We start from the raw sequence: 20704 nt of genomic DNA, 5'->3' as shown, positions 1-20704 counted from the left end.
ACCCTCACCGTGAAAGGCAGGGCGCCTTACGAGCTCACCTTCACCTTCGGCTCCCTCACGGAAGGCACCCCTTTCCTGGTCTATGAAAAGGGGCTCCTGGCGGGGGGCTGCGGCACCTGCCGCCAATACCCCTCCGCTTCTTGAGAACGTTGAGGTAATTGTAAGCGGAAGAAGCCGATTATTTTATAATAGGGGCCGGAGCTTTCTAGTGAGTGACGGGAGATATCCTGGCGAAATGTCTCACCTCAGAATAAGAAGAGAGACCCATTGAGCACGTCGATGGGTCTCCATATTTTACGGAAAAGCCTGTCAGCGGGACACCGTGATGGTGACAGAATTGCCCAGGCCGCTCGGATCTACGGTGATGCGGCTGCCTTCCCTCACCACCGAGATGCTGTCCATCAAGCCCGAGGGATTGATGACGGTCCTGTCGCCTGACCGGGTGATGACCGTGTCGTCCGCGATCCCGGGGTACTCTATCCTCGTCGTGGTTCCGCCCTTTGAGATGACCACGTCATTCATCATTCCCGGTATGCCGATCCTGGTCTCGTTCCCCCGCTCTGCCACGGTGAAGCTGTTGAAGCCGCCGGGCGGATCATACCTTATCTGTCCTCCACTTTGGCTGACAGTGGTGTTGAGGACAATCCCTTCAATGCCAGGATGATGGATAGTGGTGATCCCCTTGTGCTGCTCAATGGAGGTGGAGTTGAAAAGCCCGGCTGGATCAACAACGATTCCGCCTTTCCTCAGCGACACGGTGGTGCTGTTGAAGGGCCCGAAGGGATCGATGGTGATGGTGTCGCCCTTTTTCGTGACCGTCGTCGAGTTGCCCAGCCCGTGAGGATCGACGGTTATCGTGCGGTATTCCTCCTTGACCCTGAGGGGATTGAAGGTCAGGTTGCCGTTAAGGTCATAGAAAAGCCCGTCGCCCAGATCGACTCCGAAGGGCGAGAGCTCTTTCTTCACTGTCTCCCTCACCACCGGGGCGGGGGCAGGGGTTTTTTCGCCGGTCTCCCCGGCTGCGCCCGTCTCTTTTTCAACAGTGTGGGTGGCCCTGAAGAGATCGATCCTGAGGCCGTTGTGCAGCTCTATGTTTTGATACTGCACTACCCCGGCCTTCAGCATATTTTCCTCTCCTTCGGAGACCTTGCGGGACTCAGCGGTTCCTGGTTCCTCAATGCCTTCAAGGTTCAGCGTCCGGGGAAAGCTCTGCCCGGCGGGAGCGGCTCCCTGTTCCCCTGCAGTGCCCTCGGGTGATTCCGCCGTGATCCCTTCAGCCCCGTCGAGGACCTTTTCAATGGGCGCCTTCTCGCCTGCGGGAGGGCCCTGAACAGTGCTGCCCGGCGGCATCGCAGAGGCGACTGTGGCAAAAATAGATAATCCAAGCATGGCGCCCGCGGCTACCTTCGCTATCGTGGAGGGAGAAGACGCTTCAAGGGCGGCCTCAGGCAGAGCGGAATCTGCAGCAGTGGCATCCGCAGCGAAAAGGTTCATGTCCGCTTTGAATGCCCGGCCGGGAGAGGGCTTGCCTCCCAGTTCAACAAGGTCTGCGGGGGCCGCGGAATCGGCGCCTTCATTCTGCCGGCTCGGCGCCGCCGGTGATCCTGATGGCTGATAAAGGGGAAGAGAGCTTTTCTGAGTGATTTCCGGACACATTGTCATCCCACCTCATTTCATAATATGAGCGATGAGTAAATACTAACGCCTTTCCGGCCCCTTGTCACGGTTTTCCCGCCACTGAAAAAAAAGGGGGGGTAAAATGCACTTTCAGGCAATGAGATGCAGTGGAGCGGGAACACAGGGGACCAGCGCGAGCCGTCTGAACCGGTCGAGGTCACAACTCCTCTACCTTCTCCGTCACCTTGATATTCCTCTTCCGGTATTCCTCCAGGATATTATCATAGCAGCCTGCAGTTCTGCCTATGTATTCAGGGGGACAGATGCCTTTCTGCGTGAAAAGGCCCTTGATGACCTGACGGGCCACGATGGTGCAGGTATAGCCTGTGGTGCGGGCCATTGAAGTGATCTGCGTCTTCTCGTCGAAGCGGTCCAGAAGGTAATGAGTGTAACGAAGGCTCCTGCCCCCCTTATTCCCTTCAATGATGACCTCCATGATGGTAAAGTCGGCCTCGCCCTCGTGGAATTTCCAGTGCTCGAAGAGGAGCTTTGACGTGAGGTCGATGGGCCGGACCATCTGTCCCTTCACCTCGAGAGGGACGGTGCTGAAAAACCCTCCCTCCCTGAAGGTTCTCATCAGATTGATATGGCCCGGGTAGCGGAGCGTCTTCTCCTTCATGAAGGGTATCTTCATGGTCTGCATCAGGGATCGAAGGCCGTCGGTATTGAAAGCCTCGAGGGTCCCCACCCCTTGAAAGTCGATCATCTCGGGGTCCGAGAGGGCGGGCCGGACCACCTGCTGCCCGTACTCGACGAACCGTGCAGGCCGGGTATATTCCTCCAGAACATCGATGGGAGAGAAAGCAGCCTTGTACTGGTAGGGAAGCATGCGCACCTGGGGCAGGCCTCCCACATAGCAGGTGTAAGAAGTGATCTCATCAAGAGAGCTGCTCAGGGAGCCAAGTATTATGTTGCAGAAGCCCGGCGCCACGCCGCAGTCCACTATGGCCGTGACTCCCATGGACCTGGCAAGCTCATCAAGCAGAAAGGGATCTTCAGGGAAAAAGCAGATATCGACGACATTTATCTTCGCCCCGATTATGCTTTTCAAGGTATCGAATCCCATGAAACCTGGAACGGCATTTATCACGAGATCACTCCCGGCTACAAGCGCGGCTACTTTTCCCTCCTGCCTGATATCGGCCTGCTCGACTTCCACCGAAGCTTCAACCCTGAGCCTTTCGAGGATCTGCTGATTCACGTCGATGGCCTTTATATGATATCCAGGCTCTGAAGCCAGGTCCTTCACAATGGCGCTTCCCACTAATCCTGCACCTAATACTGCTATTTTCATGAGTTCCTCCTCTGCGATGTCTGGACTGAAAAACTTCCACATTGTTCTCCTCTCGATCCCGATTTCCTTCCCGGGATTTTTCCAGCACTGCGGGAATATGCTGCCCGAGAGATATGGGGGCCCTCTCTTCTTTTACAATACAGCGGTTTCTTTTAACAGATTCTCAACTTTACATGCAGCCACATATCACCCTGTTCTTTCTCGCCGCCAGATAAAAACAGAGCTTTAGTGCCATCTGCATAAGATGAACATTTTCAGATAAACATTCCATCAATGAAATATTTATCACGCTTCTCTGCAAATCCACGTGGAATGGTTGAGCCTACCGGCAAAGCACCCCATTGCCGGCCGCGACGAGGAAAAGCAAAGGAATTTTCCTTCGGCGGAGGTTCGCTGACACTGAAAAAGCCTGAGCACTATTATTCTTTTCAAAGCTGCGGGAAAAAGAAGTGCCCCGGCGAAGTACCCCATGGAGGTGGGGACTATGGACCGCAGCATTCGGGGGCCGGAAAAGGCAGGCGATCAGGGATTTTCTGATGACTTAATAAAGCCCCGGAAAGGTGCAACAGGCTCATGAATATTGGCGTGATGAGCGACAGCCATGGGAATCTCCCCCTTCTTAAAAAAGCAGGCACCATGCTGAGAGACACTTACCACGCCGAGGTCATTATCCACCTGGGAGACGACTCAATAGAAGCAGAGGTCCTGAAAGGCAGGGGCTGCAGGGTGATAGAAGTCCCCGGGGTTTATGAAGCCGCTTATGAGAAGAGTTCAATCGCGAACCGCCGTATTGTGCTGTTCGACGGGTGGAGATTTCTTGTCACCCACACAAAAACGGCCCATGAGCACGATCTTCCCGGCGACATAAACCCTCATGATGCGGCAAAAAACAGGGAAATCGACGCGGTGCTCTTCGGCCACACCCATATCCCCGGGATCTCCGAGGAGGAAGGCATCATCTTCATCAACCCGGGACACCTGAAACCCGATGACAAAAAGGGCCATCCCCCGAGCTTCGCCGTGGTGAAGACGTCGGAGCGCTCCCTGAAGGCATCACTGATAGACCTTGAGAAGGGAACTGTTACCGCTGAAAGGGTATTTACGAAATAAGGCGTCACGACGAGCCTTGAAAGAGAAACAGCGCCTCCCTGCTCAAGGCTTCCAGGCGCTACTTCTCTTATGACAGACACTCAGCTCTGTTACTCTATGTTCACCTTTATCTGCTCACTCTTCTTCGGCGCCTCGAGGGGCAGGGTGACCTTCAGGATGCCGTCCTTGTAAGAGGCCTTCACCTCGCCGCTCTTTATGGGCTCCTGGAAAGTGATGGTCCGCTGGAAGGAGCCTCTCCTGATTTCCTTCCAGTACATGTTCTTCTCTTCAATCTTTCTCTCGTCCTTGTGCTCACCTGAGATGGTGATCGCGTCCTCTGCGGCATGAATCTGGAAATCCTCCTTTTTCACGCCGGGAATGGCAGCCTCGATGACGTAGCTCTCACCTTCCTTGTAGAGGTCAATGGCCGGGCCCGCCATCCCTTCTCCCGCCATGGCGGGCACCTTGTCGCCGAAGATATCGGCGAAGCTCTTTTCCATCCTGCCCATGGCATCCCACATATCCCTGAAGGGCCACAGGGCTTCAAGGGCCGCCGGGGCATTTTCCGCTCTTCTCCTGATAAGTGAACGCATACCACTCAACCTCCTTCTTTCATTGATTTTTTGCACGGGCACCTCTGTGCCATGCATGAGTGTTTATTTTCATAGTTATTATATTATAATCATAATGATTTGTCAATATATTTTTACAATAAAGTTGAGTCGATTATTGAAACATTGTCTCCCCTCCCCCGTCGCCTTCCACCGTATAAAGACGTACAGAAAAGCCTTTGTCCTTGGTATAAGATAGAAGTGGAACCATAGCGCCGGGGAAGGTGAAGACAATGAAGAATCAAGGGGCAGAAAACCAGGAGCCGGGTTTAAGGGAAAACACTCCTGAGGGAGGGCACTCCGCAGGGCCAGATACCCATGAAGAGGCCGCGGGGGAAGGGCAGGAAAAGACAGAGGACAGCCATGAGAAACCTGCCGAGATGATGCGGGATAAGGCACCGGGCAGCATTGAGAAGCCCGCAGGAGCCATGGGTGGCGGAAAGCCAGGGGCCCGCAGGGACGGGAAGCTCTCAAAGGTGCTTATGACAGTCTCGATTGCTTCCTTCTCATACCTCGTGCTCCGACTTTTCGTGAGCGCTCCCCGCTATATCGTTCCTGAAGCGGTCTTTGTCGCGGAGATCATCATTCTGACCCTTTTTACCAGATCGATTACCGCGTGGTTCGCCACAAAGGCTTTCACGAGAAGCATTTTGTTTGCCACCGGCATAACTCTTCTTATAGGGAAAGGGCTTTTTGGCTTCCTGCTGAAGATCAGGCCCGACAGCCTTCTCTACAGCTCCTTTGTCGCCCCTCCCTTGGAGGAATTTCTTAAGTTCGCTGTCGTGGCTTTAACGGCATACATTCTTTACCGCAGAACCGGGAGGGGGCTTACCCTCTCTGACTGGCTCCTTCTCGGCGTGATGAGCGGCGCCGGCTTCGGATGCATGGTGAAAAGAAAGAGGGTGGAAAAAAATGACAGAGCTTATAGGGATAGTGACAGACCTTGTGAACTCGGCCGGTAACGCCGCGGAGCATGTTGATCAGGATGAGGTGATTGATGTCCTCACCACGGCCCTCCTTGCGGAGACTGCCGAAATTCACCTGTGGGAGCACTCGCAGGATTTCGAGAGATTCCGGAAGCTCGACGACGGGAGCCTCACCCCCTTCGGGAAGAGCTACGGGTGGTGGATGTCGCAGTGGGCGGGGGGCTTCGCCACCGAGGCAGAGTTCAACGAATGGTATGACCTGGGGCCCACCAGGGATCTCCCCGACCTGATGGACATTGTAAACCGCGATCCCATCTCGGCCTTTGACAACGCCGTGAACTGGAAACAGAACCTCCGGGACGTCATCAAACAGGATGTGGCCGAGCCGGAGGGCGGCTGGTACACCTTCTGACAGTGAAGCCGGAGCCGCGCAGGCCACGAGGACAGGGAAGCCTTTCCCTGCCTTTTTGATTTGATGGTGAAACCGCCAACACTATAGGGAATGGCAGCTTTCTGCCAGATGGATTGGAAGCCCCCCAGGAGGATAACGGGGCTCCATGGGCGTATATGAAGAGCAGAAAATGGCGGCGCCTGCAGGCGGACCCTCGAGAGGCGCCAGGCTTCATAGGGGAGGCTTGGATGAGTGATGCACCAGGTGAAGAGAAGGCGGGATCTGCCAAGGATACCCCGTGGCACGGTCTCGCGGTGGAAAAAGTCCTTGCCTTGCTTGGCGCAAGCGGGACCGACGGCCTTTCCCCGGAAGAGGCCGGGAAAAGGCTTCTTCATTACGGCGCCAACGAGGTCCCCAGGGGGAAACGGAAGAGCCTCGTGGTTTTGTTTCTCTCGCAGTTCACCAACCCCCTCGTGATAGTGCTCATCGCCTCGGCGCTGGTGACGGTCTTTCTCAAGCACCCCGTGGATGCCCTTGTGATAGGCATTGTGATTCTGGCAAACGCCGTGATCGGCTTTGTCCAGGAGGAGCGTGCCGAGAATGCCATAGAGTCCCTTTCAAAGATGCTCAGCCACGAGGCAAGGGTCATCAGGGGCGGGGCGCTCCAGATAAAGGCGGCACGCGAGCTCGTGCCGGGAGATCTCGTGGCGCTTGAGAGCGGCGACCGGATCCCCGCCGACATAAGGCTCACGGAAGTGAATGGAGCCTCGGTGAACGAGTCCGTCCTCACCGGCGAGTCCCTGCCCGTCCTGAAGGCCACCGCGCCCTCGGCGGAGGCCGAGCCGGTGGCTGAGCGGACTTCCATGGCCTACTCGGGGACCCTCCTCGTGGCAGGCTCTGCGAGGGGCATCGTGACCGCCACGGGAATCAGCACCGAGATCGGGAAGATATCAGGCCTCATCTTGCAAGCGCCTGCCATGGAGACGCCCCTCACCATGAAGCTGAAAGGCCTCTCCATGCAGCTCTCGGTGGTCGTGCTGATCTTCTGTCTTGTCCTCTTTGCGGTCGCGATGGCCATGGGGCACAGGCCTGCCGGGATGTTCAACGCCTCGGTGGCAATCGCCGTGGCCCTCATCCCCGAGGGGCTGCCGGCAGTGGTGACCATCATCCTTGCGGTGGGTGTGAGACGCATGGCGGCAAGGAACGCCATCATAAGAAACCTTCCCTCGGTGGAGACCCTGGGAAGCGTCTCGGTAATCTGCTCCGACAAGACAGGAACTCTCACCACCAATGAGATGACGGTGAAGCATGTGAGCGCCGGAGGCAGGCATTTCGAGCTTGGCGGCATCGGGTACAACCCCCGCCACTGCTGCGTCGTCGAAGAAGGAGAGCACCATAAGGAATCAGCCCTGCCGGGGGTGCTGCTTGAAACGCTGCGCTGCGGACTTCTCTGCACCACCTCGTCCCTCGAGGAGCACGATGGGGAATGGAGGGCCGTGGGAGATCCCACCGAGGCGGCCCTCATCGCGGCGGCTTACAAAGGAGGTCTCACCGCCGGTGAATATGGACAGTATCCAAGGGTGGACCTGCTGCCCTTCGACTCCTCCAGGATGCTCATGGCCACCCTTCACGGAACCCCCGGCGGCACCAGAGTCATATATGCCAAGGGGTCGGTGGAGCAGATCCTGGGCCTCTGCTCCGCAAGGCTCATGGAAAAAGGGGAGGAAGCCCTCGAAAAGGAAGAGGTGCTCCTTTTTGCCGATGAGCGCGCGGCCCTGGGATACAGGGTGCTGGCCTTCGCCAGAAAAGAGCTCGAAAGCGATGCCTCCCGTATCGATGAGAAGGCCCTTGGAGGCTTCACCTTCCTGGGCCTCCAGGCCATGAGCGATCCTGCCCGCCCCGAGGCCGTGAAAGCTGTCGGTGAATGCCTTAAGGCCGGCATCGAGGTGAAGATGATCACGGGGGATCACGTGGCGACTGCGAAGGCCATCGCCCATGACCTGGGAATGGGGGGAGAAGCCCTTGAGGCTTTCACGGGGACTCAGCTTGCTGCCCTCGGCGCCGGGGAGTTTGACAAGGCGGCGCGGGCAGGGCGGGTATTCGCCCGCGTGGCGCCTGAACAGAAGTACAGGCTCGTGGAGTCGCTCCAGAAAGAGGGAAAAATCATCGCGATGACCGGCGACGGCGTCAATGACGCGCCGGCCCTCAAGAAAGCCGACATAGGCGTGGCCATGGGCCGCGCGGGCTCCGACGTGACCAAGGACGCCGCCGACATGGTGCTTGCCGACGACAACTTCGCGACCATTGTCTCGGCCATCGAAGAGGGGCGCACCGTCTTCAGCAACCTCAGGAAATCCCTGGCATGGATCCTTCCGACGAACCTCGGCGAGGGGCTCATCATAGTCGCCGCCCTCCTCACCGGCATGACGATGCCGGTGACGCCGGTGCAGATACTCTGGATCAACACGGTGACGGCCGTGACACTGGGGCTGCCCCTGGCCTTCGAGGCCATGGAAAAAGATATCATGACAAGGCCGCCGCGCCCCCGGGAGGCACCCATTATTGATAAGCCCATGCTCCACAGGATCATGCTGGTGACCTTCTGCATCGTGGCAGGGACCTTTCTTATCTTCGAGCTGGACTATACCAGGAAAGGCGTGACCATAGAGGAGGCCCGCACGGCTGCCGTGGCCGCCATCGTGGGCTTCGAGATCTTCTACCTTTTCTCGGCCCGGTCGGAACGGGTGCCCGTCTGGAAGCTGGGGCTCTTTTCCAACCCTTACGTGTGGATTGGGGTTTTTCTTGCGGTGCTGCTGCAGCTCGGCTTCACGTACCTGCCTTTCATGAACGCCCTCTTCGGGAGCGCCCCCCTTCCCGCCGTGATATGGCTCGATGTGCTCCTGATCTCCTTCCTTGTGATTCCGGCGGTGAGCGCTCACAAGATGCTGATTGCGAGGAAGGCCCGGCAAGAGAAGGATCTGCCCCCGCTACTGTCTAAATAATACTTATTCTTAACAGGGAGGTGAGACGATGTTTGTCCATTCATTCTTTGTCAAGGGCCTTGCCCATGTCTCCTATATCATGGGCGGAAAACAGCAATGTGCCGTCATTGACCCAAAAAGAGACGTGGAAGAGTACCTCGAGGCAGCCGATGCCATGGGGTACACCATCACCCACATCCTGGAGACCCATCTCCATGCCGACTTTGTCTCGGGGCACCTGGAGCTTGCGAAGAGGACCGGGGCAACAATCATCGCCCCCCGGTCGGCACAGTGCTCTTTTCCCCATACGGCCGTGGGCGAAGGCGACGAATTCGAGCTGGAGCACCTGAAGATAAAGGTGATAGAGACACCGGGCCACACGCCTGAGCATGTCTGCTACATAGTGACGGACCGCTCAAGGGGAAGCGAGCCCGTGGGCATCTTCTCCGGCGACACGCTCTTTGTGGGCGACGTGGGGAGGCCCGACCTCTTCCCCGGGATGGCCGACGAGCTAGCCGGCAAGCTTTTCCTGAGCCTCGGGAAGATAATGGAGCTCCCCGATTTTGTCGAGGTATACCCCGCCCACGGCGCAGGCTCCCTCTGCGGCAAGGCCCTGAGCGCCAAGAGAAGCTCCACGATAGGCTATGAGCGCCGCTACAACCCTTCGCTCCTCGCAGACAATCTCGAGACCTTCAAGCGTTTCCTTCTTGCCGAGATGCCCGCGGCGCCCGACCATTTCAAGCGCTGCTCTGCAACAAACGGGAAAGGCCCCGAGCTGCTGGAATCGCTTCCACCCCCCCGCGCCATGGCACCGGGATCATTCAATGAAGCTATTAAGGAGGGCGCCCTCGTGCTTGACATACGCAGCGCCGCCGCATTCGGCGGGCAGCATATCCCCGGCGCGCTGAATATAGACATTGCAGGGAACTTCCCGACTTTCTCCGGCTGGGTGCTGCCCGTGGACAGGGACATTCTGCTGGTCTCCGAGGGAAGCCTCCATAACGGGCGCGCGCTTGTGGAGCTTCACCGCGTGGGGCTTGACAGGGTGAAGGGATGGCTTGAGGGCGGCATGGCGGCCTGGGCAATGGCAGGTCTTCCCATGGCAAGCGTGAAGCAGGTTCCCGTCCATGCCCTCAGGACTATGCTGGAAAAGGGAGGCTTCACGCTCCTTGACGTGCGGGCGCAGCGGGAATACGAGCAGCTCCATATCGAGGGGACCCTCCATATGCCGGCGCCCGATACCCGGGAGCGGTACAGGGAGATCCCCCCGGGGCCGGTGGTGTGCATCTGCAATTCAGGGCACCGCTCGAGCCTCGCGGCAAGCATACTGCTCTCCAGGGGACTCACTGACGTCGCGCAGGTGCCGGGAGGGATGATGGGGTGGGCCGCCGCGGGATTCTCGGGGGAATGCGAGCTCTGCCAGAACGTCCATGGGCCCAAGACCGGGCAGAAGGATTTGAGCAAAGCCCGATGAAGCGGCACCGGCGGGGGGGGACCCCGCGCCGGCGGGAAATAACCAGACGCAAGGAGGCTGAGGTCTTTGTATCAGAAGGTTTTCGTGAACATCTGGCCCTGGTGGGCGGGAGGCCTCGCCATAGGCCTTTTTGTCTTTCTTTTCTTCAAGCTGACGGGCAACGCGCTGGGGGCCTCGACGGGCTACATGAATATCTGCAGGCTCGTGCTCCCCACCAGAAACCACCCTTTCTTTTCAAAGACCAATCCCTTTGACTGGCGGCTTTACTTTATCGGCGGCATCATTTTAGGAGGCTTCGTCTCCACGGCGCTCGCGGGGGACTTCACCTGAAACTTCCTGAAGGGCTTCGGTGACGCCCAGAGCATGATGAACCTCGTCTTCCCCGGCCCCGTCAAATACCTGGTCCTCTTCCTGGGCGGCGTGCTTGTGGGCTTCGGCTCGCGCTTCTCAGGGGGCTGCACATCAGGCCACGGCATCGTGGGAATGGCCCAGGGGGCCCTCCCGAGCATCACGGCCACGCTGTGCTTCATGGCGGCAGGCTTCGTCATTTCAAATTTTCTCTTCAGGATCATGGGAGGTGGCGCGCTGTGATGAACGTCATCACCCTTCTTTCAGGAGTGCTCTTCGGTTTCATCCTCTCCCGCGTGGGGGCTACGAGCTACAACTATATCCAGAAGATGTTCCTTCTCATAGACCTTCACCTGATGGGCGTTATCGGCCTCGCAGTGGTCGTGGGAGCCCTGGGGATCCAGGTAATCAAAAGGACTCGCATGAAAGCCATTGACGGGAAAGAGATTCAGGTGCAGCCCAAGGAGGGCCACAGGGGAATCATTGCCGGGGGCCTCATCTTCGGCGTGGGATGGGCTCTCACCGGGTCGTGCCCCGGCACCATCCTCAGCCAGATAGGCGAGGGAAAGCTCGCAGCCCTCTTCACCTTTGCGGGGATGCTGGCCGGCACGTATCTCTTCGGAGTCCTCTCGCCGCGCCTGGCGCGCCTCATGGAGCCTGTGCAAAAAGGCAGGAAATAGGCGCAATGGGCAGCGAATCAGTCTACAGGCAATGAAGACCTTTAAAGAGAAGCTCACCTCGATCTTCCCCCTGGCAGGCGATCTTGGCACTTACGACCGCAGGGACTTCCGCGGCGACCTCGCGGCAGGCATCACGACGGCAGTGCTTCTTATCCCCCAGGCGATGGCCTATGCCATGATCGCGGGCCTCCCTCCCCGCACGGGGCTCTATGCCTCGCTTGTGCCCCTGGCTCTCTATGCCCTGCTGGGCACCTCGCGGCAGCTTTCAGTGGGCCCCGTGGCCATAATATCCCTCCTTGTCGCTTCAGCGCCCGGCGCCCTCCGGGCCGATCCTGCAGAATTCGCCGCTTATGCCGCCCTTCTTGCCCTTCTCGCGGGAGCTATTCTTGTAGCCCTCGGCACGCTCAGATTCGGCTTCGTGGACAATTTCCTCTCCCACCCGGTAGTGACGGGCTATACGGCTGCAGCAGCCCTCATCATCGCCGTGAGCCAGCTTAAGAATCTCACCGGCCTTCCCCTCATGGATCACCACCTTGTATTCATGACGATCGCTGACGCGGCAGGCCATCTCGGCGGTCTGCACGGTGCCACCGTCGCGGTGGGCCTCATAAGCATCGCCGTCATCTGGCTTCTCAAGCAGATAAGCCCTTCAACCCCGGGAGCCCTCATTGTCCTCCTCGCATGGGCGCTGCTTGCCATCCCAGAAAGCAGCCCCGTCCACGATATCGCCCTGGTGGGCGAGATACCCGCAGGCCTTCCGGGCTTTCAGCTTCCCCGACTGGAAGCGCGGGAGGTTTTCACCCTTCTCCCCCTCGCGGCAACAATCGCGCTCCTTGCCTTTATTGAATCAGTCTCGGTGGCAAGGATGCTTGCGGCGAGGAGCCGCAGGGCTGTCGATGCGGACAGGGAGCTTGTTGCGCTCGGCCTGGCAAACATAGGCGGTTCCCTTACGGGCGGCTACCCTGTCACCGGGGGCTTTTCCCGCACCGCCGTGAATTATGATGCGGGGGCCCGCACAGGGGTGGCATCGCTCATCACCGCAGCTTTCGTGATGATAACCCTCCTCTATCTCACTCACTACCTTGCCTTCATCCCCAGGGCGGCGCTTGCCGCCGTCATTGTCGTTGCCGTTGCGGGGCTTATTGATATCAAGGCCATCCGGTCTGTCTTCAAGGTAAAGAGAAACGACGGCTACGTGCTCCTCGCCACCTTTGCCATCACCCTGCTTTCCGGCGTGGAGCAGGGACTCATTGCAGGTGTCCTCATATCGCTGGCCCTTCATCTCTGGCAGTCGGTGAAGCCCCACATGGCCGTGCTGGGAAGAGTCCAGGGAAATGACGGCGTGGATCTTTACCGGAACATCGGGCGTTACCCGACGGAACCTATGCCTCACTTCATCATCGTGAGGCCTGACGCCCCCCTTTTCTTCGCCAACGTGAAGTATCTCGAACACAGGATGCTCTCGCTTCTTGCCGAAGAGCGGGAAGCGCGGTTCATCATCATTGACGGGAGCGGGATCAACGATATCGACTCATCGGCCCTGGACTCGCTGAGGGCCTTTGCGGACAACATCAGGGAGCAGGGGTGCGGGCTTTACATGGCATCCCTGAAAGGCCCCGTGAGAGACATCATGCAATCGGCGAAATTCTATGAGTTCCTCGGCGAGGACCATTGCTTCGAGACCGTCCACGGGGCGGTGATGGCTCTTGAAAACCTGCCCCGCCCCGATAATCCCCGCCATCCCGAGCCGGCGCCGTGAAGATTGTGCCGGAATGACTCAAGGGAAAATGTACAGAATTCACGCCATTCTCGTCACAATATTTTTACATTGGTAACAAAAAATGCCTTTTTCCCCGGGGGTGCATGTGGCATAATAAGGGTAAGTCTATTCTTTTTCGAGGCGCCTGTGGATATGACCGTAAATAACCCTTTGTATTGCGCCGGGCCGGCGGGAGATTTCCCGAAGGAGAAGGCTCCCGGCCGGGAAAGCGCTGCCATTGCCGGCGGCACCGCTGACAAGGTGGCGATCTCCATACCGCGCCCCGTGAAAGCCGATGAGCTTCTCTCCCTCACCTCGAAAAAGCTGCCGGGCCTCGCGAAAAAAGCAGGTGAAAGGCTGGCGCTCCGGGCCGAGAAAACTGCCGAGTACCTCGATGACCACGTCGCTCTGAAAGGCGCCCTCGACGGTGCTTCCACTGTCATGAAAGGGTTAAAAGCCTTCCCCAAGTTCATCTATCCCGTCTTCAGGGGCATGACTGTTGATGAGGCCGGGCTTGTGCTTGACGCCCTCGACAGTCTTCCCCTCAAGGACGTGAACTCCGTGAAACGGATCGTGATGGTCCCCGAGATGACCAGCGCTTCCGGCTTTGCCTTCGCCGTCCCCCCCGATCCCTTCATCCACCTTGCAAGGAACCAGACCGTCGCCATCGACCCCACCTGGGCCAGGACCGTGGCCATCCACGAGGTGGGCCACACCAAGGACTTCAGCACAGGGCCTTTCGGCCTCATGCCCGCCGAGAGCATGACGGGGAGCCTGTGGGGGAAGCCCCCTTACATCTCTGACTATGCGAAAACTCACCGCGTCGAGGATTTTGCCGAAAGCTACGCCACCTACCACATGAACCCCTCGGCGCTGAAAGAGCAGTGCCCCGCGAAATACGAGCGGATCAGGCAGCTCGAGGAGCTGGGGCCCCTTGACAGACTTATCGATCAGCCCGCTTTCAGGGACACGGGGAAGTTCCTCGGCAAGGCCTTCGGCGCCGTGCCGTACCTTCGGACAGGGCTGAGCCTCTTATCCTTTCTCACCGGGTTCGTGCAGCTCATCAAGGGCATCGGCGAGCTGCGCCAGGCTTCAAAGAGCGGCGATGCGCAGAAGAAGATGGAAGGGACCCTCGACGTGGCCGCAGGGTCGTGCTTCGCCTCGAAGCTCTTCTGCGTGCCGGGCCTTGCCCTTGACGGAGCGAAGCAGGCCCTTGTGAGGGCCATCAATGAGGGGGATGTCACTGCCGCCGAGGCAAATGCCGCGGTGCAGAGCACCGTGGGCGCCCTGGGAGGCCCCCTTGCGGCCATTGGAAACTGGATCCGCACGAGAATTTTTGGGAAAAAGCTTCCCGCGCCGGCACCGCAGGCCTCAAATACCGGAGCCCCGCAGGGAGGGCAGCACAAGCCTGATGAGAAGCCTGCCGGCCTCCGGGGGTCACTGAAAGCTGCCTGCATCGGCGCGGGAGGCGCCGCGGGGACCCTCACGGGAGGACTCGTGGGGCCTTACCTGGGTCTCCTGGCGGGATACAACGCCGCAGGGCCCGTCGGCGGAGCCATAGGCCTCTTCACGGGATGCCTGATGGGTGTCTATGCGGGGAACAAGGCGGGAGGCGACCTGGGATGCCTTGCAGGCGGCATGGTGACAGGGACATGAGAGAAGGGAGCTTCGCCATGACCGGAAATGAGAGAACCGATTCACCTGCCGGGGGGGGGAACACATTCGATGTGGGACATTTTAAAAATGAAGATGCCGCGGGGATTGTGAAGCTCTTCCGGTCTGTCTATGGCGAGGGATACCCCATAAAGCTCTTTTATGATGAAGAAGCCCTCAGGGAGGCCAATAAAGAGGGCCGGTACCTCTCGATTGCCGCCCGTGCAGAAAATGCTGAAATAGTCGGGGTGGAGCATCTCTTCCGCTCATCGCCCCACGAGGCTGTCTATGAGGCCGGGGCAGGGCTTGTGCACAAGGACTTCCGCAAGCTTGGCATCAATACCCTTATGCTCACCTTTCTCTTTGAGCAGGCCGTCCCGAGATTCTCTCACATAGAGCAGGTCTTTGGTGAAGCCGTCTGCAATCACCCCGTCATGCAGAAAACACTAATGGACTTCGGCTTTTCCGATATGGCCATTGAAGTAGCCCTTATGCCCGCGGAAGCTTACAGCAAGGAGAAGAGCGCAACAGGCAGGGTGGCGACGGTCCTTCAGTTCCGCACCTACCGCCGCGCCTCCCGCAAGTCATTTATCCCCCCTCTTTACGAGAAGGAGCTGAGCACGCTCTATGAAGGTCTCGACGACAGCCGGGAGCTCTCCTGCGCAGAGGGAAAGGCCCCGGCGGGGACCTCTTCGCACATCACTTCAGAATACTTTGATTTCAGCCGGGTAGCCCGCATCGCCGTCCACGAGCCTGGAGAGGATTTCCCGGACTCTTTCTCCGCCGTGGAGAAAAGCATGGTGGAAAAGGGGGTCTTGGTGCTCCAGGCCTGGCTCCCCCTCTCGTCGCCCTCTGTCGGTGAGACCGCCAGGGTTCTCAGAGAGCGCGGCTACTTCTTCGGAGGCCTGCTTCCCCGCTGGTTTGACGGCGACGGCCTGCTGATGCAGAAACTCCTCTGCCCGCCCGATTTCGAGCAGATAGTCCTTTACTCCGACAGGGCCAGGCAGATCCTGGTGATGGTGAAGGCCGATTTCAGAAAGTGATCTTCACCCACTCCCGGTGGTTTTCTCTCTGTGCTGAGAAATCCTTGGTCCACTCGGCGCTCACAAAGACTATATAAAGCTCTTTGATGTCGCTTTTTTCTATTTTTTCATAGAGCCGGGTGCCGTCGCGGTCCATCAGGGCCGCGATGTTCCTCGTGCACTCCCATTTCCCGTCCTGCTCTTTTATCAGGTTGTACCGGTGCTCACAGGGGCTCTCATAATACCAGACATTGGGCGCCGTCTTCGATACCATGAGCTCTTCCAGGGGGTTCAGCCAATAATCGGCCATCCCCGTCTCCTGGAATCCCGGGATCTTGTCCAGGGGATAGCCCGTCTTCGCAATTTCGAAGGATTCCCCCGTATAGGAGGCATTCACCAGGACCTCAGGCACCATAGGCCTCTGAAAGATCATTACAATGGTGAAGGGCTCCCTTTCCAGGAGAGCTTCGTGGCTGACTATCGGCACGGGGGCCCCGCGCTGCTCAAGCCTTATGGAAAAAGTCTTTTTTCCCGCGAAGGAGGGACTGGCGAGGAGCACCGCGCAGAAAGCCAGAAATATGGGGATTGCTGCCAGGTTTCTAAGAAGCCTGGTGACTGTCCCTGGTTTTGTGCTATTTTTTCTTCTTCTCATCGGCGATGGTCTCCAGCCTTTTGGGGAGGCCTTTCAGCAGGCGCTCCGCTATTTCCGCCACGCGGGCCTCGAGCTTCTCCACGTCATAGACCCACATGCCGTTCTCGGTGAAATGCCGTTTTTTCTCTGCTCTCCATGGAATTCCCCCGGACGAGGCGCCCCTCCTGCTATGTGGCCGTGAGGGCCTCCTCCAGGGTCGTGATGCCCTGCGACGCCTTTTCGAGGGCATCATCCCTCAGGCTTCTCATCCCCTCGCTCCGGGCCACGTCGGCGAGATCCTTTCTCGGGTTCCTTGAGGTGATGACCTGCTCCGCGAGAGCATCTGACATCACCAGCACCTCGTGAAGGGCCGTACGGCCCTGGAAGCCCGTGTAGCTGCAGGCTTCGCACCCCTTTCCCCTGTAGAGCTTTTCAGGGGGGACGAAATGCCTTCCCAGCCCCTGGCGGACGGCGTCTGTCATGGCTTGCTCCTCCCTGCAGGAATCACAGATTCTCCTGACAAGGCGCTGCGCGATGACGCCGATCACTGAGTAGGCAAGGAGATATGGCTGGATCCCGAGATCGACAAGCCTGATGATCGCCCCGGGAGCATCGTTCGTATGGAGGGTGGTGAGCACGAAATGTCCCGTGAGGGAGGCCTGCACGGCTATCTCGGCAGTCTCAAGATCCCTTACCTCGCCTATCAGGATGATGTCGGGATCCTGGCGGAGCATGGTTCTCAGGGCGCTCGCGAAGGTAACGTCGGCCTTGGGATTCACGGGGACCTGGCTCACCCGCTCAAGCTCATATTCCACAGGGTCCTCGACGGTGATAGTATTGGTATCAAGAGTGGCAAGCCTTTTGATGATCGCGTACAGGGTCGTGGTCTTGCCGCTCCCCGTGGGCCCGGTGACGGGAAAGAAGCCCTGGGGCCTCGCGAGGATGTCCAGGACCCGCTGGTAGTTGTGCTCGGAAAAGCCCCCCCGATCCAGCGAAAAAGTCCCCGACGACTTGTTGAGGACCCTTATCACCAGCTTCTCCCCATGAATGGTCCTCAGCGAGGAAATCCTGAAATCCACCTCCTGGCCGTGAATAAGATAGCGGACCTTGCCGTCCTGGGGGCGCCTGGTCTCGGAGATATCCATGCCGCCGAGGAGCTTGACCCGTGAGGCCAGGGCCTGGTGCGTTGCCCGGGGGACGGTGGTGAAATCCACAAGGGCGCCGTCAACCCTCAGCCTTATTATGGTGTGCTCCCTGTATGGCTCTATATGGATGTCGCTGGCCCGCTTCTCCACGGCCCTCGTGAGGATGATGTTCACCATCTTGATGATGGGCGATGACTGGCTCATCACCATCACCTCGGGGGCTTTCTTTTCCTGCTCCTCTTCCACCTCCTCGGCCGAATCGGCATATTCCTCCACCGATCCCCTGAAGTCGTCCATGGTGTCCTTCTCCTCGTAGAGCCTGTTGATATGCTCCAGGATATCCTGGCTCTCGGCGTGATAGGGCTTCACGGCCATGCCCGTCATGGTGCGGAGCTTTTCAATGGCAGAGATGTCCATGGGGTCGGTCATGGCGACGACAAGGGTCCCCTTCTCCACGCGAAGAGGGATGAGCAGATACTGGAGGGCGAATTTCCGCGAGACATGCCTCAGGGCGCCCTTTTCAATAAGCAGTTCCTGGATTCTGATTGAAGGGATGGCAAAAAGCTTGAGGTTGGAGAGGTTGATAAGCTCGTCCTGCGACAGGAGGCCCATGGAGGAGAGGGCCTCGATGAGGCCCTTCTTGTCCTTTTTCTGGGTAAGAAGGGCTTTTTCAAGCTGCTCCTCGGTGATCAGGCTTTCCTTGAAGGAGCCTGTCACCGCGGAAGAATCGGCTTCCCTGTTCTTATCAAAAAATGCGTCAAAGAGCTTGAACATGGCTACTCCTTATTCAGGCGACGACCGGGGGTAGTCAAAGAATCCTTTTCCTGATTTCTTCCCGAGAAGGCCTGCCGTCACCATCTTTTTCAATATCAGGGGAGGAGCGAACTGCGGATCGTTGAGATCATGGTAGAGCGACGTGGCGCCAAAAAGGACCGTATCGAGGCCGATGGTGTCTGCCAGGGCCAGGGGGCCTGTTTTCCAGCCAAGGGAGACGGTGATGACCCTGTCAATGTCATGGGCGCTTGCTATGCCTGATTCAACAAGCCTTATGGAATTGAGCACCACGGAGGTGATGAGCCTGTTGAGGATGAAGCCGGGGGAGTCCTTGACTATGATGACCTCCTTGTCAAGGGACACCATGAACTTCCTCCCCGCCTCAAGAACGCCGGGGGCGAGGACAATAGTCTCGATTATCTCCGCAATGGGGAAAATGAGGGGGTTGGTATTGAATCCGAGGACCCTTTCAGGTCTCCTGGTGGCCTTCGCTATGTCAAGGACCGAGAGCACTGAAGTGTTGGTGGCGAGCACTGCATGATCGGCACAGACCCTGTCAAGCTCTATAAAAACTTTCTTCTTGAGGTACATCTTCTCGGGGATTGTCTCAACCACGACATCACAGGCCGCCATATCGTCAAGGGTGAGGGTGCCTCTTATCTTTTCCTCTGCCGCTTCTCTTCCCCCGGGGCCCCCGGTGCTTTCCAGGCCGGCCTTCACGATGGCGAGCCCCCTTTCAAGGGACTTCTGATCCTGCTCCGCCACGATTACCCTGTATCCTTTCGATACGCAGAGCTGCGCCCACCCCGAGCCCATGAGGCCGCAGCCGACGATTCCCACCGTTTTGATCTCGCAGTTCTCCATGGTTCCCTCCTTACTTTTTCCACAACCTGATCCTGGCTTTAATGCCCCCTTTCGTGATACCTTGGAGCAGGGGCAGTCCGATTTACCGCGCTGTCAGCTCTCTTCCCTCAGCACAGAGATTTTATCCGCTCCCTCTCTTCAAGGTTTCTCGCCACGCGTTCATCAATGCCTGAAGGGGAGATCTCTTCACGCCGGGCACAGGCGCTCACGAAGCGGTCCGCGACAGCACCGCCATCTGGGGCGCCTTTCCATGGGAAAGTGAGGAGCGTCGCCGCCATATCGGCTATGTCATCGAGGGGATCACCCCAGCGGCTCTCTTCAAAGTCCACCCCGTAAAGACGGGTATCTTTGCAGATGAAGTTCTGGAGACGCATGTCGGCCTTGAGGAGGGTGTAGCGGCGCCCTCTCCTGAAGGCCAGGTGCCATGAGGCGACCCAGCAGGCAAGGGCTTCCGATGCGGCGCAAGGGTCGTGCCCCCCCCCGAGAAGGCTCCTCATGGTGCTTCCCTGGACATACTCCAGGAACAGTATGTTGTTCCACGCCGCACGCACTGACGGCACGGCAAGACCCTTTTCCCCGGCATTTCGCAGCACCCGCTCCTCCTTTTTCCTCTCGCCCCAGGAATAAAGCTTGCCAATCACCTTGAGGGCAGGTCCCCCGCTTTGCGATATGGTGAGGAGGCTCACCTGGTTTTTCTTGCTCTCAAAGAAATAGACATCTTCTATCACGGCGGTGGCGCCGAAACAGCGTCGTACGGCATTACTCCATCGAGAGGGCGTGCGCACTGCGGGCTTTCTCCATGAACAGGAATAGTCTCCACCCGAGGACCCCGAAGAAAACGGCGATTATGCAGTAAATGAGAAGCTTGAGTAAGATGAGGGCAAGGAAAACAGCAAAAGGAACCGCTGCATCGGCATGGACACCGGAGATCAGTGAGGCCAGGGCCTTGGGCACCTCTTTTCTCACGAACAGGAAGGCCGTGAGAAGGGGGTAGAGAAAGGCAAAGAAATAGGCGGCCACCGAGGCGGCCACGACGCCCATCTGCCTGAAGCCGATGACAAAAATGACTATGTCGATGAGGATGCCTTCGCAGAGTATGGCGGCAAGGGCAAAGGGCTTTATCATCCCTGCTCCCACGGCAATGTTCCCCAGCACGGTGATGAAGGCCACTGCCGAGATGGCGCCAGGTCTCGGGCAGATCCAGCGGGCCAGCACATAGGCCACGACGTTGAAACCGAGCATGACGGCGCCGGTAAAGGGAAACTTCACCATGTGGAGGAAATTTCCCATGGTGGTCTCAAAGAGGCAGTTCACGGCCGCCACCAGGGCAAGCCCCGTAAGAATGCGCGTCTTTTTAAAGGACCACTGGCTCTTCATTATTTTAT

At 58.3% G+C, this 20704-nt stretch carries 17 protein-coding genes and 1 pseudogene; 10 read left to right on the top strand and 8 right to left on the bottom strand.

What is annotated here, in order from left to right:
- Window positions 1–309 precede the first annotated feature (309 nt).
- Together RDV48_21255 and RDV48_21250 are read right to left on the bottom strand one after the other, a co-directional pair.
- Window positions 310–1656, bottom strand: a complete 1347-nt coding sequence (locus RDV48_21255; protein MDQ7825342.1) for a hypothetical protein — start codon at window positions 1654–1656, stop codon at window positions 310–312.
- 178 nt (window positions 1657–1834) lie between these two features.
- Complete coding sequence (locus RDV48_21250) at window positions 1835–2971, bottom strand: saccharopine dehydrogenase C-terminal domain-containing protein (GenBank protein MDQ7825341.1); 1137 nt, start codon at window positions 2969–2971, stop codon at window positions 1835–1837.
- 573 nt (window positions 2972–3544) lie between these two features.
- Here RDV48_21250 and RDV48_21245 point away from each other — a divergent pair.
- Complete coding sequence (locus tag RDV48_21245) at window positions 3545–4081, top strand: YfcE family phosphodiesterase (GenBank protein ID MDQ7825340.1); 537 nt, start codon at window positions 3545–3547, stop codon at window positions 4079–4081.
- 89 nt (window positions 4082–4170) lie between these two features.
- On the opposite strand, the gene RDV48_21240 is transcribed toward RDV48_21245, so the two are convergent.
- Window positions 4171–4653 carry an Hsp20/alpha crystallin family protein gene (locus RDV48_21240; protein ID MDQ7825339.1) on the bottom strand — a complete coding sequence of 161 codons (483 nt, stop codon included), beginning with the start codon at window positions 4651–4653 and terminating at the stop codon, window positions 4171–4173.
- Between the two features lie 251 nt (window positions 4654–4904).
- Here RDV48_21240 and RDV48_21235 point away from each other — a divergent pair, with 251 nt between their 5' ends.
- The 9 genes and pseudogenes from RDV48_21235 (at window position 4905) to RDV48_21195 (ending at window position 15926) form a co-directional block, all read left to right on the top strand.
- Window positions 4905–5633 carry a PrsW family glutamic-type intramembrane protease gene (locus RDV48_21235; GenBank protein ID MDQ7825338.1) on the top strand — a complete coding sequence of 243 codons (729 nt, stop codon included), beginning with the start codon at window positions 4905–4907 and terminating at the stop codon, window positions 5631–5633.
- A complete protein-coding gene (locus RDV48_21230) occupies window positions 5584–6009 on the top strand; it encodes a hypothetical protein (protein ID MDQ7825337.1) in 426 nt (141 codons plus the stop codon). The genes RDV48_21235 and RDV48_21230 overlap by 50 nt, the downstream gene beginning before the upstream one ends.
- A 227-nt stretch (window positions 6010–6236) precedes the next feature.
- Window positions 6237–8990 (top strand): HAD-IC family P-type ATPase, encoded by a 2754-nt coding sequence (locus tag RDV48_21225; GenBank protein ID MDQ7825336.1) that lies wholly within the window; start codon window positions 6237–6239, stop codon window positions 8988–8990.
- Between the two features lie 28 nt (window positions 8991–9018).
- Window positions 9019–10443, top strand: coding sequence for an MBL fold metallo-hydrolase (locus RDV48_21220; GenBank protein ID MDQ7825335.1), 1425 nt, complete (start codon window positions 9019–9021; stop codon window positions 10441–10443).
- Window positions 10444–10509: 66 nt separating this feature from the next.
- Window positions 10510–11034: pseudogene (locus RDV48_21215) on the top strand (YeeE/YedE thiosulfate transporter family protein).
- The gene (locus RDV48_21210; GenBank protein ID MDQ7825334.1) at window positions 11034–11471 is read left to right on the top strand and encodes a YeeE/YedE thiosulfate transporter family protein; all 438 of its coding nucleotides are present in this window, start codon (window positions 11034–11036) and stop codon (window positions 11469–11471) included. The pseudogene RDV48_21215 and the gene RDV48_21210 overlap by 1 nt, the downstream one beginning before the upstream one ends.
- A 31-nt stretch (window positions 11472–11502) precedes the next feature.
- Window positions 11503–13230: a sulfate permease gene (sulP, locus tag RDV48_21205; protein ID MDQ7825333.1), complete on the top strand. Its 1728-nt coding sequence runs from the start codon at window positions 11503–11505 to the stop codon at window positions 13228–13230.
- A 153-nt stretch (window positions 13231–13383) separates the two neighbouring features.
- The gene (locus RDV48_21200; protein ID MDQ7825332.1) at window positions 13384–14886 is read left to right on the top strand and encodes a hypothetical protein; all 1503 of its coding nucleotides are present in this window, start codon (window positions 13384–13386) and stop codon (window positions 14884–14886) included.
- 17 nt (window positions 14887–14903) lie between these two features.
- A complete protein-coding gene (locus tag RDV48_21195) occupies window positions 14904–15926 on the top strand; it encodes a hypothetical protein (GenBank protein ID MDQ7825331.1) in 1023 nt (340 codons plus the stop codon).
- Here RDV48_21195 and RDV48_21190 read toward each other — a convergent pair.
- The 5 genes from RDV48_21190 to RDV48_21170 all read right to left on the bottom strand — a co-directional run bounded on the left by RDV48_21190 (window position 15916) and on the right by RDV48_21170 (window position 20696).
- Complete coding sequence (locus RDV48_21190) at window positions 15916–16557, bottom strand: hypothetical protein (protein MDQ7825330.1); 642 nt, start codon at window positions 16555–16557, stop codon at window positions 15916–15918. The two genes, RDV48_21195 and RDV48_21190, sit on opposite strands and share 11 nt — an antisense overlap.
- Window positions 16558–16724: 167 nt before the next feature.
- Complete coding sequence (locus tag RDV48_21185; protein ID MDQ7825329.1) at window positions 16725–18455, bottom strand: GspE/PulE family protein; 1731 nt, start codon at window positions 18453–18455, stop codon at window positions 16725–16727.
- Window positions 18456–18464: 9 nt separating this feature from the next.
- Window positions 18465–19319 (bottom strand): 3-hydroxyacyl-CoA dehydrogenase family protein, encoded by an 855-nt coding sequence (locus RDV48_21180; protein ID MDQ7825328.1) that lies wholly within the window; start codon window positions 19317–19319, stop codon window positions 18465–18467.
- 107 nt (window positions 19320–19426) lie between these two features.
- Complete coding sequence (locus RDV48_21175; protein MDQ7825327.1) at window positions 19427–20104, bottom strand: hypothetical protein; 678 nt, start codon at window positions 20102–20104, stop codon at window positions 19427–19429.
- On the bottom strand, window positions 20079–20696 hold the full coding sequence (locus tag RDV48_21170; GenBank protein ID MDQ7825326.1) for a hypothetical protein: 618 nt from the start codon (window positions 20694–20696) through the stop codon (window positions 20079–20081). The genes RDV48_21175 and RDV48_21170 overlap by 26 nt, the downstream gene beginning before the upstream one ends.
- Between the last annotated feature and the right edge of the window lie 8 nt (window positions 20697–20704).

The organism is Candidatus Eremiobacterota bacterium (genome assembly GCA_031082125.1).
Lineage (GTDB): Bacteria > Vulcanimicrobiota > CADAWZ01 > CADAWZ01 > Ess09-12 > Ess09-12.
The sequence above is the reverse complement of the archived record's forward strand: the minus strand, read 5'-3'. Positions and strand labels throughout refer to the sequence as shown.

Coding starts and splice junctions, on each gene's coding strand:
- RDV48_21235 (MDQ7825338.1), top strand. CDS start 4,905: ATGAAGAATCAAGGGGCAGAAAACCAGGAGCCGGGTTTAAGGGAAAAC.
- RDV48_21240 (MDQ7825339.1), bottom strand. CDS start 4,653: ATGCGTTCACTTATCAGGAGAAGAGCGGAAAATGCCCCGGCGGCCCTT.
- RDV48_21200 (MDQ7825332.1), top strand. CDS start 13,384: ATGACCGTAAATAACCCTTTGTATTGCGCCGGGCCGGCGGGAGATTTC.
- RDV48_21210 (MDQ7825334.1), top strand. CDS start 11,034: ATGAACGTCATCACCCTTCTTTCAGGAGTGCTCTTCGGTTTCATCCTC.
- RDV48_21230 (MDQ7825337.1), top strand. CDS start 5,584: ATGACAGAGCTTATAGGGATAGTGACAGACCTTGTGAACTCGGCCGGT.
- RDV48_21185 (MDQ7825329.1), bottom strand. CDS start 18,455: ATGTTCAAGCTCTTTGACGCATTTTTTGATAAGAACAGGGAAGCCGAT.
- RDV48_21255 (MDQ7825342.1), bottom strand. CDS start 1,656: ATGTGTCCGGAAATCACTCAGAAAAGCTCTCTTCCCCTTTATCAGCCA.
- RDV48_21190 (MDQ7825330.1), bottom strand. CDS start 16,557: ATGAGAAGAAGAAAAAATAGCACAAAACCAGGGACAGTCACCAGGCTT.
- RDV48_21220 (MDQ7825335.1), top strand. CDS start 9,019: ATGTTTGTCCATTCATTCTTTGTCAAGGGCCTTGCCCATGTCTCCTAT.
- RDV48_21180 (MDQ7825328.1), bottom strand. CDS start 19,319: ATGGAGAACTGCGAGATCAAAACGGTGGGAATCGTCGGCTGCGGCCTC.
- RDV48_21225 (MDQ7825336.1), top strand. CDS start 6,237: ATGAGTGATGCACCAGGTGAAGAGAAGGCGGGATCTGCCAAGGATACC.
- RDV48_21250 (MDQ7825341.1), bottom strand. CDS start 2,971: ATGAAAATAGCAGTATTAGGTGCAGGATTAGTGGGAAGCGCCATTGTG.
- sulP (MDQ7825333.1), top strand. CDS start 11,503: ATGAAGACCTTTAAAGAGAAGCTCACCTCGATCTTCCCCCTGGCAGGC.
- RDV48_21245 (MDQ7825340.1), top strand. CDS start 3,545: ATGAATATTGGCGTGATGAGCGACAGCCATGGGAATCTCCCCCTTCTT.
- RDV48_21195 (MDQ7825331.1), top strand. CDS start 14,904: ATGACCGGAAATGAGAGAACCGATTCACCTGCCGGGGGGGGGAACACA.
- RDV48_21170 (MDQ7825326.1), bottom strand. CDS start 20,696: ATGAAGAGCCAGTGGTCCTTTAAAAAGACGCGCATTCTTACGGGGCTT.